This window comes from Pararhizobium sp. IMCC3301, assembly GCF_030758315.1.
In the GTDB taxonomy this organism is placed as follows: Bacteria; Pseudomonadota; Alphaproteobacteria; order Rhizobiales.
Genome location: NZ_CP132336.1, coordinates 4,418,445 through 4,436,269, shown reverse-complemented (window position 1 = coordinate 4,436,269; position 17,825 = coordinate 4,418,445). Strand labels below are relative to the sequence as shown.

Here is a 17,825-nt window from a genome sequence, read left to right as displayed (position 1 = left end):
GTCGGCCTGGAAGCTGCAGCATTGCTGGGGTGAACTCATATGAGGCAACGATGCGGATTCTTGCGATTATTTTTGCGGCACTCACGGCGAGCACACCGGGCGCGGCCGAAACCCTGACTGTGATGCCCGGCACCATCGTGGAATGGAAAGCTGTCTATGGTCAGGTCGAAACCCGCAACCGGGTGCCAGCGCGGGCACGCATCGGCGGTACGGTTACCCAGCTTGATGTCGCCGAGGGCGACAGAGTTGAAGCCGGCGGGCGCATCGCGATGGTCGAGGACGACAAGCTGGTGTTTCAGCTTGCTTCAATCGACGCGCAGATCTCGGCGCTATCAGCGCAGATCGAAACCGCACGTGCCGACCTTGAACGTGGCCAACAGCTTATCGAGCGCGGGGTTATCACTACCCAGCGGCTTGATCAGTTGCAGACTACTGTCGATGTCCTTCAAGGCCAGGAGCGCAGTCTTCAATCCGAGCGACAAGTGAATGAACGGCTTATTGTCGAAGGTGAAATCCTGGCCCCCGAGGCGGGCGTGGTATTGTCCGTGCCAATCTCGCGCGGTTCGGTCGTAGCACCGGGTGAAGCTGCGGCGGTGATTGGTGGCGGTGGTGTTTTTCTGCGCCTTGCAATCCCCGAACGTCATGCTCTGACGCTGGCAGAAGGTGATGAAATTGAATTGGGCGCTGGCGCTTCCGGGGTGGCCAGCGAACGCCGCACCGGGCGGCTGGTGAAACTTTATCCGCAGATCGAAGGCGGCCGTGTGCAGGCGGATGTCGAAGTCGAAGGTCTGGACAGCCGATTTGTCGGCCAACGCCTGCCGGTGCGGCTGCCGATCGGCGAGCGGCTGGCCATACTGGTTCCCGCAAAAGCGCTGACCCGCTTGGCCGGGCTGGATTTCGTCACCGTGGAAAGCAGTCATGATGGCGCGCGGCGGCGCGCCGTGGTGCCTGGTGGCACGGTAACACGGGACGGCATCGTCTGGCGCGAAATCCTGAGTGGCCTTTCCGCCGGAGATCAGGTGGTCATAGAGGATGAGTGACGCCGCACCTGAACCTGGCGGCGCGCTTGGCCTTGCCGGACGTCTGACCCGGGCCTTTATCGCCTCACCACTGACGCCGCTGTTGCTGCTGGCATCGCTGGCCATGGGACTGATTGCCCTTGCCGCGCTGCCGCGTGAGGAAGAGCCGCAAATCTCGGTTCCGCTGGTCGATATCCTTGTCCGTGCCGATGGGCTGAAAGCGGTTGATGCGGTGAAATTGATCACGGAGCCGCTGGAAGCCATCATCATGGGCCTTGATCAGGTCGAACATGTCTATTCCGAAACCCGTGACGACCAGGTGATGGTAACGGCAAGATTTCTGGTCGGAGTGTCCGCGGATACCGCAATTCTGCGGGTGCGCGACAAGATTCTGGCTAATCTCGACCGTATCCCGGTCGGCATTCCCGAGCCACTGGTGGTGGGAAGAGGGATCGATGACGTGGCCATCGTCACACTGACCTTCTCTCCGGCTGACGGACAGGAAGCTGTAACGGCCGCAGATCTGACGCGGGTGGCGCGTGAAGTCGAGGTCGAACTTGCCCGGACTGACGAAATCGGATTGACCTATCTGGTCGGAGCCACCGATGAAGCTTTGCGCATTGCCCCCGACCCCGAGCGGTTGGCGCTTTACGGCGTGACGCTGCAACAGCTGGCGGCAAAGGTTTCAGGTGCCAACAGTGCTGCGCCCGCCGGATTGCAGCGTGATTCTGGCGAACAGATCGGTTTGATCATCGGCAAGACACTGTCGACACCTGAAGAGATCGGCAATCTGGAACTGACCACGCGCGACGGGCGCACTGTCTATGTCCGCGACGTTTCCGATGTCGCCTTCGTCGCTGATCTGGATGAACAGCATGTTGCTACCCTGACCCGTAGCTCTCGGGACGAAATCATCCGCCGCCCTGCCGTGACGCTGGCTCTGGCCAAGCGCGCCGGGGCCAATGCGGTGAGTGTTGCCGATGCCATCCTGGACCGGGTCGAGGCGATGCATGGCGGGATCATCCCAGACAGCCTGGACGTCGAGGTCACGCGGAATTACGGCGAGACGGCCAATGAAAAGGCCAATGAGTTGCTGTTTCATCTGGCTCTTGCGACATTGTCGATTGTGGCGCTGGTGATGCTCGCTATCGGCTGGCGCGAGGCAATCGTCGTCGCTATCGTGATACCGGTCACCATCCTGCTGACGCTGTTTGCCTCCTGGATCATGGGTTACACGCTGAACCGCGTTTCGCTGTTCGCGCTGATCTTCTCAATCGGCATACTGGTGGATGACGCGATTGTGGTGATCGAAAACATCGCCCGTCACTGGGCCGGGAAACGCGGCACGCAAACGGCGCATTCTGCGGCTATCTCAGCTGTCGCAGAGGTTGGCAATCCGACCATCGTGGCAACGCTGACAGTCGTGGTGGCGCTGTTGCCGATGCTGTTCGTCTCCGGGCTCATGGGCCCCTATATGAGCCCGATTCCAGCCAATGCTTCGGCAGCGATGATCTTTTCATTCTTTGTCGCCGTGATGATCACACCCTGGTTGATGCTGAGAATCGCCGGGCCGGGGGGGACTGCACACCACGCAGGCAGGGACAGCCATCCCGGTGGCCGGCTGGGCCGGTTCTATGCCGCCATTGCCCGGCCATTGTTGCGCAGCAAATGGCGCAGCGCACTGTTTCTGCTGATTGTAGCGATACTGTCGTTCGGATCGCTGGGCGCACTCTTTACCCGTGACGTCACAGTGAAGCTGCTGCCGTTTGACAACAAATCCGAGCTGGCCATCGTGATCGACCTGCCCGAAGGCAGCTCGGTCGAGGCTACCGATGCGGTTGCCCAGGACGCCGCACGCCTGGCGCTGGCATTGCCCGAAATTCTGTCGGCGCAGACTCATGCAGGCACTGCCGCAGCGTTCAATTTCAATGGCCTCGTGCGCCACTACTTCCTGCGCCAGAGCCCTGAATTGGGCGAAGTGCAGTTGAACCTTGCGGCAAAAGATGACCGTGAGCGGCCCAGTCACGCCATTGCGCTGGACCTGCGCCAGCGATTGAACAGCCTTGATGTTCCGGCCGGCACTGTGCTGAAGGTGGTCGAACCACCGCCCGGCCCGCCCGTGCTATCCACGCTTCTGGCCGAGATTTACGGACCTGACGCTGTGACGCGCAGGGCCGTCGCAGGCAAGGTGCGCGACGCCTTTGAGGCGGTCCCCTACATCGTGGATGTCGATGACAGTTCCGGCGAACCTGCCCGGCGGCTGCGGGCCGAGCTTCTGGCCGGCGATATGGATTTCTTTAAGGTTCAGGAACGTGATGCGCTCGACACATTGCGGCTTTTGACCGGCTCCACCACCGTGGGCTATTCGCACCGCGGCGAAGGCCGCCGCCCGATCCCGATTGTCATTGCCCGCGCCAGGGCTGATCAGGTCATGGACGAGCGTGCCCTGTCCACGCCGGTGCCGGCCAATGCAGTGCCCGGCGGGCGCGGAATTGTAGAACTTGGCGATGTGGTCAAGCTGACGGAAGAACGCGCCTCGTATCCAATGTTCCGCCACAATGGCTATGATGCGGTGATGGTAACGGGCGAGCTGGCCGGCGATTTCGAGGCCCCGCTCTACGGAATGCTGGCAGTGGCCGACCGGCTTGACGCCACGGCGTGGGGAGACCTTGAACCACCGGAAATCCGGCTTAACGGCCAACCCGAAGAGACAGACAGGCCGGTATTGTTGTGGGATGGAGAATGGGAGGTGACCTGGGTCACTTTCCGCGATATGGGCGCAGCGTTTGCCGTAGCGCTGCTGGGCATATATGTGCTGGTTGTGGCGCAGTTCGGCTCGTTCCGGCTGCCACTGGTCATCCTGACGCCAGTGCCGCTGACCTTTCTCGGCATCATTGGCGGACACTGGTTGTTTAATGCGCCATTTTCGGCAACTTCGATGATCGGGTTTATCGCGCTGGCCGGAATCATCGTGCGCAATTCGATCCTTCTGGTGGATTTCATCCGCCATGCCGACCCTGACGGGCGGGTCGATCTTGAGATCCTGATCATGGCCGGGGCAACACGCTTCAAACCGATCCTGCTGACCGCGATTGCGGCGATGATCGGGGCTGCTGTGATCCTGATTGACCCGATCTTTCAGGGCCTCGCAATATCGCTTTTATTCGGGCTGCTGTCCTCAACTGCCCTGACAGTGTTGGTGATTCCGGCGATCTACCGGCTGTTCAAGACATAAGTGTTGGCGTGGCCGGATGGCCGGATCACAATCAGCCGCGCATGTTGGAGTATCCGTGTCAGCTGTCCTTCAATCCATAGTCAGCAAACGCCTGCAGAGCCTCTTCGATTTCCGCAGCGCTCAGAATCGCCGGTGTTCCAAGCATTTGGGCCAGCGTATAACTCTTCGCCAGCACCTCCAGTTCTCCAAGGCGCCAGAGGCCACGTGCCAGTGTTTCACCAAGAACCAGAGCGCCATGATTGGCCATCAGGCATCCATGACGGTTTGCGCTTGCGCGGACAACATTTTCCGCCAGGGTTTTGCTGCCAAAGATCGCATAGTCCGCGACACGCAGGCTGTCGCCGCCAAAGGCGGCAATCATGTAGTGAGATGCCGGGATCGGCTTGCGGATCATAGCCAGTGCCGTCGCATAGGCCGGATGGGCATGAACGACAAAGCCCATATCAGCATGGTTTTGCAACAGGGCCTTGTGAAACCGCCATTCACTGGACGGCCGCAGCGCCGGCTGAGACTCGCCGGGAAATGGAACATCCAGCCCGCCAGCCAGTGGCAGCGACAGCAGCATCTCCGGGGTCAGTGTCTCGTAAGCAATGCCGGAAGGCGTAATCAGCATGCGCTCACCGCAGCGTGCCGAAATATTACCCGATGTTCCCTGATTGAGCCCAAGCTGGTTCATCGACAGACAGGCATCGATAATGGACTGGCGCAACGCCTTCGTATCGGACTGATGAGATATCATGCGTCTGCCTCCAGAAGATGGCGGGCCGTATCGCTGCAGATCGCCAGATGGGTGACAAAACCACCCTGCAATGCAGCCAGCACAGCGTGTACGCGGTCGATGCCGGCGCTGGCAAGCAACGCCATATCCTTGCCTTGCATCTGTTCAAGGGACACACCCAGCATCCGATCCTCATTTTCCGTTGGCATATGTCTGCCGTTGCTGTCGATCAAACGTCCGCAGATCACACCAGCCGCGCCTTTCGCGACATAGGTCTGAAGCGCGGCAGCGCTCAAAATTCCGGTCTGGACAATATGACTGTCCGCATTGCAGGTGCCGCAGGCAAACAGCACCTTGTTGCAGGCAGCAACCGCCTGTAATTGCTCTGCAATGACTGGCTCCGATCTGAGCCGCGCGGCTAAATCAGCGTCCGACACCAGCAGCGGCACATGCAGATTTATGCAATGGGCACCAAAACGCTGCGCCAGAGTTGCCGAACAGGTCTCCGCGGCAAATCCCATTGCTGCCGGGCGCGAGCCGACAAGCTGCACCACCGTCAGATCTTCGAGAACCTGCGGCGCGGCAGCTTCGCAGACGCGAAAAATGGTTTCCCCCCAGGCCACACCCAGCCGGTCGCCGGGCTGCAGCAGGCGCGGCAGCCAGTCCGCTGTCATCCGGGCCACACGCTCGATAGTGCGCTGGCCTGCTGCCGGCACGACGCTGGCATCTTTCAGTCCGAATTTATTAACGAGCGCCCTGGCCTGCTGGTGGCTGCGAAAAATATCCGGGTCAAGACTGATGCGGACATAATCGCGGCGGCGCGCTTCGGCGAGATAATTCACCACAGATGCCCGCGACAGCCCGAGCTTGTCTGCAATCTGGTTCTGGTTAAGGCCTTCATGATAGTAACACCATGTTGCATCCAGAATGGCCTCTTCCTGACGCCCGGCGCGTAATTCGGCTGCGCCCCGGGATCTGATCTCAGGTGCGTCCTCCACAGATATGCTGAACTGGCTCGTCAAGCGATCTTCTCTATTTTGCTGAGGTCAGGGAACATCGCCGCAAGCGCCTCCGGCGTTGCCTCGCACACGCCGCGTTCGGTGATCAGACCTGTCACCAGCCGGTTGGGCGTAACGTCAAAAGCCGGATTTCCGCAGGGGCTGCCGTTCGGCGAGACCTGTGCATGTCCGATTGTGCCATCTGCCAGAGCGCCCTGCACATGGCTGACCTCCATCGGGTCGCGTTCTTCGATCGGGATTCCGGCGACGCCATCATCAACCGTCCAGTCGATGGTCGGTGACGGCAGTGCCACATAGAACGGCACGCCATTGTCACGGGCCGCCAGCGCCTTCAGATAGGTTCCGATCTTGTTGCAGACATCGCCGCGCCGCGTCGTGCGGTCGGTGCCGACAATGACCATATCGACCATGCCATGCTGCATCAGGTGGCCGCCGGCATTGTCGACAATATAGGTGTGCGGGACGCCATGGCTGCCCAATTCCCAGGCTGTCAATGCACCCTGGTTGCGGGGCCGCGTTTCATCGACCCAGACATGGATCGGAATGCCGGCATCATGGGCCTCATACATGGGACTGGTCGCGGTTCCCCAATCGACGGTTGCGAGCCAGCCGGCATTGCAATGGGTCAGCAGACGCACCGGCTCGCCCGCCGGTTTGCGCGCCGCAATCTGGCGGATCAGCGCAAGGCCGTTTTTCCCGATACTGCGGTTGATGCCGACATCCTCATCGGCAATCTCGTGCGCCAGTTTCAGCGCAGCATCAACGCGGTCCGCTTCAGGCAGAGGACGCAACGCATTGCGGCACCGGTTGAGAGCCCAGCGCAGGTTGATCGCAGTCGGCCGTGTCCTGTTGAGGGCATCCCAGGCCGCGTCCATGTGGCTGTCCGAAGCGTCAAGCCGCATGGCAAGCGCCATGCCATAGGCCGCCGTTGCCCCGATCAGCGGCGCGCCCCGGACGCGCATTTGTACAATTGCGGCAGCAAAGTCTTGCAGTGTGGCAACCGCCTGAATGCGGAAATCATGCGGCAACCAGCGCTGATCAATAATTTCCAGCACGGCTTTTTCGTGGTTCCACCACAAGGACCGGTAATGGGTTCCATCTATGTTCACAAGAACGTCTCCTTATCGTATGTCCGTGCCAGAGCGACCAGCGCTGCTGTATCCGGAACTCCGCCGGGTTGCAGGATCAACTCGGCTCCCATCATCAGATTGCGCGCTTCCAGCTGCGCCCGAACAGCTGTGTCCCCGATCCGTTCAAAATCGGCGTTATGCGCCAGTGACAGCACACGGCGGTGCATCTCAATGCCGCAAAAACTCAACGCGTCGCGCCAGATGTCGGCCAGCACAGCCTCGCAAGCCGGTTCTGAGGAATGGCCCTGATCCTCAAACAGACAGGCTGGATAAAGCATACCGGTCCGCTCGGTTTTCCAAAGCTGCCCGAACTCGGTGGTGAACGCCGCGAAAGTCTGGGAAATAATCGACAGAATCCAGTCCTGATAGCTCTCCAGTTCTGCCACCTGGCGGTGGCCGGGCTGGCTGAAATAAGCCATCAGATAATTGGCCGTCAGCATGCCGATATCAAAGCCCATCGGGCCGTATTGGGCAAATTCCGGGTCAATCATCCGGCTTTCCCGATCCGTCGACATGATCGAGCCGGAATGCAGATCGCCATGCAGCAGGGTCTCGGTATTGGAGGCAAAACGCATCAGCATCGCCTGGACGCAGCGCTTGAGCTCGGCATCTGCGCGCAATTTGCCGACAACCGGATCAAGACCAGCAGTGTGATGATTCATCTCGGCATCGTAATAGGGATCTGTAAAAATCAGAGCTTCGGTGATGGCCGGGACCTCGACATTTCCGGCAAATATGGCCACATCGGCTTTCTTGTCGCTGCTTTTCATCGACAGCTCCGAGCCCCTGAAGGCAGTCCGGGCGCAATACCGGCCCATGGTTTCGCCAAGACCGGCGACTTTTTCGCCGCGGATGAATTTCTCACGCAGAATGGTGTGGGGCTGCAGATACTCCATGACGATCAGCGCCTGATCGCGATCGAAATAATAAATCTGCGGTACTGTTCCCGGATCACGCTGACTTTGCCGGGTCAGAGCTTCATGTTCGAAATATGCACGGGACAGCGGCAAGGGCCAGCTATCCCCAACCAGCCTGACATAGGGCAACGCCTGTTTGACGATGATGGTCTCACGCTGGCTTTCGACAACAAACACCAGATTCAGATTGCCGTCACCGACCTCTTTGATGGACCATTCCGCCGGATCCGCGCCGATCCGTCTGGTGATCGCATCGATATTGCTCAGCCGCGCGCCAAGTGAATCGACGCTGAGCGCCAGATAACCGGAATTTTGACTCATGAAGGACTCCCCTGACCATATGGTGAGCCATCAACACTCACTTCGGGCAGAAGTTTCTGTTAAATTCTTCAAATGTCAATGGTATTGACAAGTATGTAGATGACACACAGAAATGAGCGCCGGAGAGGAAGCGGCGCGGCCATTGACGGGAAGATAACCGGGTTGATGGGTGCCGGCATTGTTCAGAAGGGCTCGGCAGTCACAAATGTTCTCAAGTCAAAAATCAGCGGCGGCGCGTTGCGAATTATGCGCCGCCGCCGGTTCCTGGTGACCCGACTTACATGCTCATAGCCATGCCGGGCGTCGCCATCTGCCCCATCATGCCCATCTGCATGTGATAAGGCAGCATGCACATGAACATCCAATTGCCGGTTTGTTGTACCTCGACCACAAACGAAATCTCACCGCCAGGCAGCAGCAAAGACTTTTCGAACAGGGCTTCATGCTCGAGCAGATTCCAGTCAGCCCGCTTGGCGCGGTAGTTTACGGCTGCCATGGCAGGCATTGTCATGAACATGAACTCATGCAGGATCTGGCCGTCATTGCGCACGGTGAACCGAATTCGTTCACCCTTTGCCACCTCAAGGTTGAGATCGGAAAAAGTCCATTCAGACATCGCCAAAGTGATTTCCCGGTCAAAGCCGCCGTCATCGCTGAAGGCAAGTCCGCCCTCCGCCATGGCCGTTTCACCCATATCCATGCCATCCATGTCCATTGCGGTATCGTCCGCCGCCGTCATGGTCTCGTCGCCCTTGTTCATGTCCATCGCTGTGTCACCAGCTGCAGGCATGTCGCTGTTCTTCATGACGGTGCCATCCGGCATCGTCATCGTGCCCTCGCTGTTGCTCATATCCATCGCTGTGTCACCAGCTGCGGGCATGTCGCTGTCCTTCATGACGGTGCCATCGGGCATAGTCATCGTGCTTCCGCCGTTACTCATATCCATCGCTGTGTCACCAGCTGCGGGCATGTCGCTGTTCTTCATGACGGTGCCATCCGGCATAGTCATCGTGCTTCCGCCGTTACTCATATCCATCGCTGTGTCACCAGCTGCGGGCATGTCGCTGTCCTTCATGACGGTGCCATCCGGCATCTTCATCGTGCCCTCGCCGTTGCTCATATCCATCGCTGTGTCACCAGCTGCAGGCATGTCGCTGTTCTTCATGACCGTGCCATCCGGCATCGTCATCGTGCCCTCGCCGTTGCTCATATCCATCGCTGTGTCACCAGCTGCAGGCATGTCGCTGTTCTTCATGACCGTGCCATCCGGCATCGTCATCGTGCCCTCGCCGTTGTTCATATCCATGGCGGTGTCACCAGCTGCAGGCATGTCGCTGTCCTTCATGACGGTGCCATCCGGCATTGTCATCGTGCTTCCGCCCATATCCATGCCACTCATGTCCATATCGGCCGTGGCGCTTTCGAGCATGACTTCGTCCTGTGGGGGAACTTCAAAAATGCCATGCTCGATTTCTTCATTTTCGGCAATATCGCCGGTTGGCAGTATCCCTTCACCCTGCAACACGGTCACAGCAGAAATTTTCGGCACGAGTTGAACATTTGGCGGTGGCACCACCACCACGAAATAGCTGGTTACCCCAAGCAGAACGAGGCCAACCCCGAGAAACAATCGCATAATCATATCGTTTTTCCTTATTCAGCGGGGGCTGCAACAGCCGGACCGGTCGGGGTTTCGTGGATGACAGGCCAGGCGTCGCCTGTCACAATCCTGCCGCGCTTTGCACTCCAGATGATGTTGAAAACAAAGACGATAAAGCCAAGGCCGATCAGATAGGCGCCGCCGGTCAGCATCATTTGCGGCATCGACCACTGCGGCAGATCGAGATAATCGACAACCCAGCGCGGGAAATAGGCATAGCCCAGCACATACATCATCATGACTTTGGTAAAAATGCCGATTTGCCACATCCAGAAATGGGTATTGGCCATCCCCTGGCTGAACATGCGTCCGGTAAAATAGGGATACAGAAAATACATGCCGGCCATCGCCATATTGGCAACGAATCCCACAAACATCGCGTGGAAGTGGGCGGGGACCCAATAAGTGTTGTGAATAAAGTCGCTGTCAACCGCGACCTGGGCATTCACATAACCGGTTACGCCGCCGATAATCAGAAATATGATCGAGGCGATCATGAATTTGAACGGCACTGACCGTTTGGCCGAGGCAGCGATGGGTGCAGACCACAATGTCGCAATCCAGTTGAACACATGCAGCGTTGAGGGAATGAAGATCAGCAACGTCAGAATCTGCGTGGTGCGCCCGATCATTGTGGTTACGGTTGCGGCCGGCTGAAAATGATGCGGAAAAACCACGAAGGACAACAGCGTCAGCAGCAAAAACGCAACGACAGCTGACCAGTAGCTCCACATCGGGCGGCCCAGCATGCGCGGCAACAGTGTGTAAAGCAGCGCAATGGCTGGCACCAGAGGCAGGTAGACTGCGGGGTGACCATAGAACCAGAACAGGAACATGAAGCTCATGATATTACCGCCCCGGGCCGGATCAAACATCGCGGTATACTGCATCCAGTCGGTGAACAGATAGACCGCCACCAATCCCAGAACCGGTGTCGAGATAGTCAGAAGCAGCCCTTCGGAGAGTGCGGCCCAGCCCATCAGCGGCATTTTCTTCCAGCGCCCCTTTGCGGCCAGTCCGTTGCGCAGCAACACGGCGCCTGCAAGGAATTCCGAAATGGCAACCAGCAGAATGGCGATGTATCCCATCCAGACCAGATTGCCCCCGACCCGCAGCGACATCGGCGGATAGAACGTCCAGGTGAAATCCGGGCGCGAAATGATCAGCAATACGGCAGCGGCGATCAGCAGCCAGTAGCTCCATTGCGCACCGCGCGCCCAAAGCAGTGTTTCCGTGCCCAGAACCCGCGGCATCATGTAATACATCAGCGAGATGACCAGCGGAATTGCAAAGCCGAACACCATGAGCATGCCGTGCAATGTCAGCAGCGACATATAGGGCCGGGCGTCAAAAAACTGCAGATCGGGCAAGGCCAGTTCGGTTCGGAACAATATTGCCATCAGTCCGCCAAGGCCAAGCATGACGATAGAGGTCAGCATGCCTTTGATGGCGATATGGCGGTAATCGTTGGAAAACAGAAGCGTGCGAAGCGACATCTGCGAGATGACGTCCTCAGGCTCCCAGTTCAATGTGCCGCCCATACGTTCGGCGTCTAGTGAATTTGCCATCAGTTTTCTTTCCTGAAATTTTCAAGGGCTCTCATGTGCCGACCTCGGTGTTCTCTTCATCGCCCTCGACGACGAGCCATGCCTTCATCTGCGCGTGTCCGATACCGCAGTAATTGACGCACTGGATGAGGTATTTGCCCGGTTTTTCCGGAGCCCTGATCCAAACCTGGCGTTCTTCACCTGGGTCGAATTCGGTGGTGATGCCAACAGCAGGAATATTAAAGCCGTGAATCACATCGTTGCTGAAAATCTTGAACAGCACCTTCTCACCCGGTTTGACCATCGCCGCGTTTCTGCTGATTTCATTGTCGTCTGTGAGAAAGGCAAAGCCCCACTGGAATGCGATAACGCGCAATTCGCGGTCGAATCCGCCGCCTTGCTCTGTTGAATCCGGCTTGACCGTCCCGGATTCACGCAGAGATGATTGATAGGTCTGATAAATTTCGGTGCTGCGGAAATCCGCAAACCACGTGAGCCCTAGCAGGAGGACAACGAAGCCGACCTCCATGCGATATTTCATTTGCCATCGTTTCGGCCAGAACAGGGCCAGAAGCAGTCCGGCTATGCCCAACAGGCCCAGTCCGAACACGATGGACATCATCAGACCCTGATAGCCTGAGATTCCGAGTGCATTTTCCATTGGATTGCGTTTCCTCGCATGAATGAGTGTTTATCGGTGCGGCGCAGCAGCGCCACATGACAGATTCACTCAGACTCGCGGAGGCTGTATCAATACTTCGGGCGGGGGATTGTGATGCATCCGCGCAGGCGCTGCATCGAAAGCAGTTGGCGACACGGCCACTGTTGAAATAAATTCTACGGTACTACCGGGAAACATCGCGATCCAGCAGGATACCATCATATTCATTGATACAGGGCATCCAGGCATCGTGGAAGCCCTGTCAATTTCTGGAATGTCAGTGTCCGCAGCGTCAGAGATCTCGACATTTGCGAAACTCACAAGCTGCTCGCTGGCTGGCGTCCCAGTTTCCGCTGCTACTTGCCAAATCTCCGGGTATTCAGCGAAAACGTTGAAAGCTGAGAGTACAACCACGCTTGCAATCATCAACAGTTTGACCGCCAGGGGCGTAGTTTTCGCCCCGCGCGAACAAGTGCTCAATGCACGCTGATGATAGGACCTTTTGCATTTCATTTTTTTACGCTATCCGAATTTCCGATACCGGTCAATTTTGCAGAAACAACATAACCCGGTTGGGCCGAATTGGCTGGTATCTTCCTCACAATGAGATTCGCAGTACACTAAATGACGTTTTCGTAATGTGCCGGGGAAGCAGCCAAAGTACGTTTTAGGCGTGTAAAACCATGTAGTTATGTCAGCGTTCAGACGCATTGCGGCCCCGCAAACCAGGGCCGCAATAGTGTCAAATGAGAAACCAAACCAGGCCGACACCAGCCATGATCGCCCCAAGCAGTTTTGAAATCTGCTCGCTGCCCGGAACAGTTTTCTCGACCAGCACATACAGTGTGATGGCGATGATCCAGCCCGGATTCATCACCCCGACGACGAATAAAAGCCCCATCAGCGCCCAGCAACATCCGACACAGAAGAGCCCGTGTCGCCACCCCATGCTCAGCGCTCCGACCCGGCCTTCCCGCCATTGCGTCATCAGGAAACTGAGCGGTGTGCGGCACTGATGCAGGCAGGATTGCTTCAGCGGTGTAAACTGGTACAGACCTGCAGCAACAAGAATGCCAGCGGCGAGTGGTCCTGTAACCGCTTTCATCATCATCGGCGACATCATTGCAAAGTTTGTCAGACCGGCCTGCAACGTTGCAGCCGCCAGACTGAACCCGGCCCAGGCGAGGATGTATCCGCTACAGAACATCAATACCGGCAACCAGCCGGCGCCGTGATCGCGGTCCGGTGCCTGCATCCTGGCATAGGCGAGAATCATCGGAGTGGCGGTTGGCAGCATCATTGCCGCCATCATCACCGACCACATCACAAACAGGCCGAACAGCATCATCGGATCAAGTATCTGTGGTGCCATCATCATCGATGACATGCCGGGGATTATCGACATGTCACCGATCATCACAGACAGGTAAATCCACGACCCGAAAACAATCAACACCGGGCCGCTCAGCAGCAGGGTGAGACGCGCTGGTGATATCCACCCCCCTGCTTCGCGGTGAAAGCCGGCGTCTGCCATCACTGCTCGCTCTGATAGGCAAAGGGTGAGAAAACACCAGTCTTTTCGGACAGGTCCCACGCCATGCCGTGATCGTTGTAAACCAGTTTGTCTGATTTTGCCGCTGTCGCCGCAAACCCCGGTGCAATGCACAGGGGATGACCGGAAATCGTCACGGGCCCGTCACCCTGCCCGGCCATCTGCGTAATTTCCACGTCAGCAATATCCGGGATTTTCAGCGCGTGATTTCCACCGTTGATGGAATAGTCAATTGGCACGGATTTGACGCCGAGAATTTTGCCGATATGGGTGGCGAGCCGCGCCGGATGGCCGCCGCCCTGTCCGCCGAAGATTTTCATCAAACTGGCATTCTGTGCCTCAGTCGCACGCTCGTCGATGTAAACCGCGACATTCCACTGGGTGGTAGCCATGTGACCGGGAGAGTGGACAGCAAGCGCCACATTGAGTCCGGACAGATCCACGCTCTCGTCGTCGCCCTTTTCAATGTGCCAGCCAACCAGCGCATTACACTCGCCTTCTGTCGGCGGGCTGAGGAAAAGACACGGGCAGGCAACATTGCAGTTGCAGCTCTCAAAATACGTTCCCTTAAGTGACCAGGTCATCGAATATCTCCTTTTCTGATGTTTGGAAGGCATCAGTTCTGGCAGATGGCGGGCGTCCTTGCTTGAAGATGGCATTGAGAATACATTCAGATAACCTCGTTTTTCGGTCAGGGAGATCGATCTTAGATGATCTACCGCTTCGGTGCCTTCGACCTTGATCCAACGATCTATGAATTGCGCAGACACGGCAAAATCGTTGCCCTTGAACCACAAGTCTTCAATGTGCTGTGGCATTTGATGCAGAACCGCGACCGGATTGTATCGAGGGATGATCTGATCGAAGCTGTGTGGGACGGGCGTGCGGTTTCCGATACCACTCTGAGCAGCCGGATATTTGCCCTCAGACGCGCGGTTGGCGATACCGGTGAACGGCAAAGTGTCATCCGGACAATTCCGCGACGCGGCTTCCGATTTGTCGCCGATGTTACCTGCGATGCTGAAGATGTGGTGCCCGAGGCTGTCTTGAATGATGCTCCTGGGTCCACGACTGAAGCTGAAAAGACACTGGCTGCGACAGTCTTGCCAATCAACAAGAGACAACCTGCCGCATGGTGCGAAACACAACAGACAACAAGCATGCCGACCGTAGCAGTTTTGCCATTCAAAATCGCCAGCGAAGGCCTGGACGCCTATTTCTGCGACGGTCTGACCGAAGATGTAATTTCCAATCTGACGCAGTTCCGTGAATTGCGGGTAATCGCCAGCGGATCGTCATTTCACTTCAAAAGCCGCGATGTTCCTCTGGCTGAAATTGCCGGCAAACTCGGAGCGGATTACATTGTCGACGGCAGTGTGCGCCGTGATGGTGAGCGGCTTCGCGTCGCGGTGCAACTCATTGAGGCGGCATCCGGCGTTTCGTTGTGGGCAGACCGCTATGACCGGCAATTGGAAGATATTTTTGCAGTGCAGGATGCGGTGACGCGTATGATCGTCGCCTCACTCGGTGTCAAAATGCAGAATACCGCATTGTCACGGGCGCTGCGAAAAAGTCCCGCCGAGCTGGATGCTTATGATTGCCTGCTTCGGGCGCGGCCCTATACGGCGACACTGAATGAGACGATGCATGCCGAAGCCCGTGATCTGCTTGAAAAGGCGGTGGAGCTGGACCCGAATTATGCCGAAGCTTACGCCTTGCTGGCTAATGTCTATCTTGCCGAGCACCGGTTCGATGCCAATCCGCGACCGGACCCGATTGAACGGGCCCTGAAAATGGCGCTCAAGGCGATTGAGCTCGATCCGCAGAGTGCTTATGCGCATTGCTGGCTGGCGATCGTGCATTTCTTTCGCAAGGATAATGGCAAGTTCGAAGCTGAAGCGCAGCGCGCGCTGGACGTTAATCCAAATGACCCGGAGATCCTTGCGGAAGTCGGCCATTATCTGTCTTTTATGGGGGAATATGAGCGCGGCATTGCGTTGTCGAGGCGGGCGCAACAACTCAACCCGTTACATCCCGGCTGGTATCATTTCAGTTTTGCACGGCTGCATTACCATCAGCGCCAATACGAAGATGTGCTGGTGGATGTTCAACGCATCAGCATGCCAAGTTTTTACTGGAGCCATATATTGAACGCAGCCGCATTGGGACAATTGGAGCGTCCGGAAGCTGCCGCATCGCTGGCGAAGATGAAAACAGTCAAACCCAATATTTCCGCGGCTGCCGAAATCCGCAAATGGAATGCCACAGCAGGCGATTTCGCCCATATCATGGAAGGCCTGCGCAAGGCCGGGCACGACGAATAGAGCGAACCGTTTGACTGATCAAATGGCGCGATACTTTTACAACGTGGTTAGTTTCCCAGAATGGCGGGCAGATGCAGATTGTTCTCCCGGGCGCATTCCAGCGCAATGTCATAGCCTGCATCGGCATGGCGCATGACGCCGCTGGCCGGGTCGTTCCAGAGCACGCGTTCGAGGCGCCGGTCAGCGTCATGCGATCCATCGCAGCAAATCACCATTCCAGCATGCTGGGAAAATCCCATGCCAACGCCGCCGCCATGATGTATCGAGACCCATGTCGCCCCGCTTGCCGTGTTGAGAAGCGCATTGAGCAATGGCCAGTCGGACACCGCATCCGATCCGTCTTTCATGGCTTCGGTCTCGCGGTTGGGAGAGGCTACGGACCCGGAATCCAGATGATCGCGCCCGATGACAATGGGGGCCGATAATTCGCCAGTTCGCACCATTTCATTGAACGCCAGCCCGAGCTTGTGGCGCTGACCGAGACCAACCCAGCAGATCCGGGCGGGCAGCCCCTGAAAGGCAATGCGCTCGCGCGCCATATCCAGCCAGTTGTGGAGATTTTCGTCGTCAATGAGTTCCTTGACCTTGGCGTCGGTGCGGTAAATATCTTCCGGATCACCGGACAATGCACACCAGCGGAAGGGGCCGATGCCTCGGCAGAACAGCGGCCGGATATAGGCCGGCACAAAGCCGGGAAATGCAAAGGCGTTTTCCAGACCTTCGTCCAGAGCGACCTGGCGGATATTATTGCCGTAATCAAAGGTCGGCACGCCGGCATTCCAGAAATCCACCATGGCCGCCACCTGGGTTTTCATGGACGCGCGTGCAGCCTTTTCGACAGATCGTGGATCAGACTCCTGCTTTTCGCGCCATTGCGCCACGGACCAGGCTTGCGGCAGGTAACCATGGATTGGGTCGTGAGCACTGGTCTGGTCGGTTACCATATCCGGCCTGACGCCACGGCGGTACAATTCGGGAAAAATATCAGCAGCGTTGCCAATCAGCGCGACTGATTTGGCTTCACCGGCGCTGGTCCATGTTTCAATCATCTGCAGCGCTTCATCGAGAGAATTGGTTTTCTCGTCAACGTACCGGGTGCGCATGCGGAAATCGGCTCTGGTCTCGTCACATTCCACTGCCAGACAACAGGCCCCTGCCATTGCGGCAGCCAGCGGTTGCGCGCCGCCCATACCGCCAAGGCCGGCGGTGAGTATCCACCTGCCCTTCAGATCGCCGGCATAATGCTGGCGGCCCGCTTCAACAAAGGTCTCATAGGTGCCCTGAACAATGCCCTGGGTGCCGATGTATATCCAGGAACCCGCGGTCATCTGGCCATACATGGCAAGACCCTTCTTATCGAGTTCGTTGAAGTGGTCCCAGGTAGCCCAATGCGGCACCAGATTGGAATTTGCGATCAGAACCCGCGGTGCGTCGGTGTGAGTGCGGAACACACCGACCGGCTTGCCGGATTGAACCAACAGCGTCTCATCGTCTTCAAGCTCTTTGAGGCTGGCGACAATCTTGTCAAAATCATCCCAGGTGCGCGCCGCGCGCCCGATGCCGCCATAGACAACCAGTTCGTGCGGGTTTTCAGCAACATCGGGATGCAGATTGTTCATCAGCATCCGCAGCGGTGCTTCTGTCAGCCAGCTTTTGGCATTCAGTTTGGTGCCGGTCGGCGGAAAAACATCGCGCGAATTCTTGCGGGGATCATTCATGGCA

At 57.5% G+C, this 17,825-nt stretch carries 13 protein-coding genes; 3 read left to right on the top strand and 10 right to left on the bottom strand.

All coding sequences use genetic code 11. The features are described 5' to 3' along the window. Positions 1-50: 50 nt before the first annotated feature. Positions 51-1,040, top strand: a complete 990-nt coding sequence (locus tag RAL88_RS21055) for an efflux RND transporter periplasmic adaptor subunit (RefSeq protein ID WP_306266166.1) — start codon at positions 51-53, stop codon at positions 1,038-1,040. Continuing rightward, complete coding sequence (locus RAL88_RS21050) at positions 1,033-4,254, top strand: efflux RND transporter permease subunit (protein ID WP_306266165.1); 3,222 nt, start codon at positions 1,033-1,035, stop codon at positions 4,252-4,254. Before RAL88_RS21055 ends, RAL88_RS21050 begins: the two co-directional genes overlap by 8 nt. Before the next feature lie 58 nt (positions 4,255-4,312). On the opposite strand, the gene RAL88_RS21045 is transcribed toward RAL88_RS21050, so the two are convergent. The 9 genes from RAL88_RS21045 to RAL88_RS21005 form a co-directional block, all read right to left on the bottom strand. Continuing rightward, on the bottom strand, positions 4,313-4,993 hold the full coding sequence (locus RAL88_RS21045) for a class II aldolase/adducin family protein (protein WP_306266164.1): 681 nt from the start codon (positions 4,991-4,993) through the stop codon (positions 4,313-4,315). Then, entirely contained in the window at positions 4,990-5,994 is a 1,005-nt protein-coding gene (locus tag RAL88_RS21040; protein ID WP_306266163.1) for a sugar-binding transcriptional regulator, read from the bottom strand. Before RAL88_RS21040 ends, RAL88_RS21045 begins: the two co-directional genes overlap by 4 nt. Continuing rightward, positions 5,991-7,100, bottom strand: a complete 1,110-nt coding sequence (gene mtnA / locus RAL88_RS21035; protein ID WP_306266162.1) for an S-methyl-5-thioribose-1-phosphate isomerase — start codon at positions 7,098-7,100, stop codon at positions 5,991-5,993. Before mtnA ends, RAL88_RS21040 begins: the two co-directional genes overlap by 4 nt. Further along, positions 7,097-8,359 (bottom strand): S-methyl-5-thioribose kinase, encoded by a 1,263-nt coding sequence (gene mtnK / locus RAL88_RS21030; protein ID WP_306266161.1) that lies wholly within the window; start codon positions 8,357-8,359, stop codon positions 7,097-7,099. The genes mtnA and mtnK overlap by 4 nt, the downstream gene beginning before the upstream one ends. A gap of 277 nt (positions 8,360-8,636) precedes the next feature. After that, complete coding sequence (locus RAL88_RS21025) at positions 8,637-10,001, bottom strand: multicopper oxidase domain-containing protein (RefSeq protein ID WP_306266159.1); 1,365 nt, start codon at positions 9,999-10,001, stop codon at positions 8,637-8,639. Positions 10,002-10,012: 11 nt separating this feature from the next. Beyond that, a complete protein-coding gene (locus RAL88_RS21020) occupies positions 10,013-11,587 on the bottom strand; it encodes a cbb3-type cytochrome c oxidase subunit I (protein WP_306266158.1) in 1,575 nt (524 codons plus the stop codon). A gap of 31 nt (positions 11,588-11,618) precedes the next feature. Then, positions 11,619-12,095 carry a hypothetical protein gene (locus RAL88_RS21015; RefSeq protein ID WP_306266157.1) on the bottom strand — a complete coding sequence of 159 codons (477 nt, stop codon included), beginning with the start codon at positions 12,093-12,095 and terminating at the stop codon, positions 11,619-11,621. Between the two features lie 874 nt (positions 12,096-12,969). Further along, on the bottom strand, positions 12,970-13,761 hold the full coding sequence (locus RAL88_RS21010; RefSeq protein WP_306266156.1) for a DUF2182 domain-containing protein: 792 nt from the start codon (positions 13,759-13,761) through the stop codon (positions 12,970-12,972). Beyond that, on the bottom strand, positions 13,761-14,363 hold the full coding sequence (locus RAL88_RS21005; protein WP_306266155.1) for a DUF1326 domain-containing protein: 603 nt from the start codon (positions 14,361-14,363) through the stop codon (positions 13,761-13,763). The genes RAL88_RS21010 and RAL88_RS21005 overlap by 1 nt, the downstream gene beginning before the upstream one ends. A gap of 126 nt (positions 14,364-14,489) precedes the next feature. Here RAL88_RS21005 and RAL88_RS21000 point away from each other — a divergent pair, with 126 nt between their 5' ends. Then, complete coding sequence (locus RAL88_RS21000) at positions 14,490-16,103, top strand: winged helix-turn-helix domain-containing tetratricopeptide repeat protein (RefSeq protein WP_306266154.1); 1,614 nt, start codon at positions 14,490-14,492, stop codon at positions 16,101-16,103. Positions 16,104-16,150: 47 nt separating this feature from the next. Here the strand turns inward: RAL88_RS21000 and hutU are convergent, their stop codons facing one another. Then, the gene (gene hutU / locus RAL88_RS20995) at positions 16,151-17,821 is read right to left on the bottom strand and encodes a urocanate hydratase (RefSeq protein ID WP_306266153.1); all 1,671 of its coding nucleotides are present in this window, start codon (positions 17,819-17,821) and stop codon (positions 16,151-16,153) included. Positions 17,822-17,825: the final 4 nt, after the last annotated feature.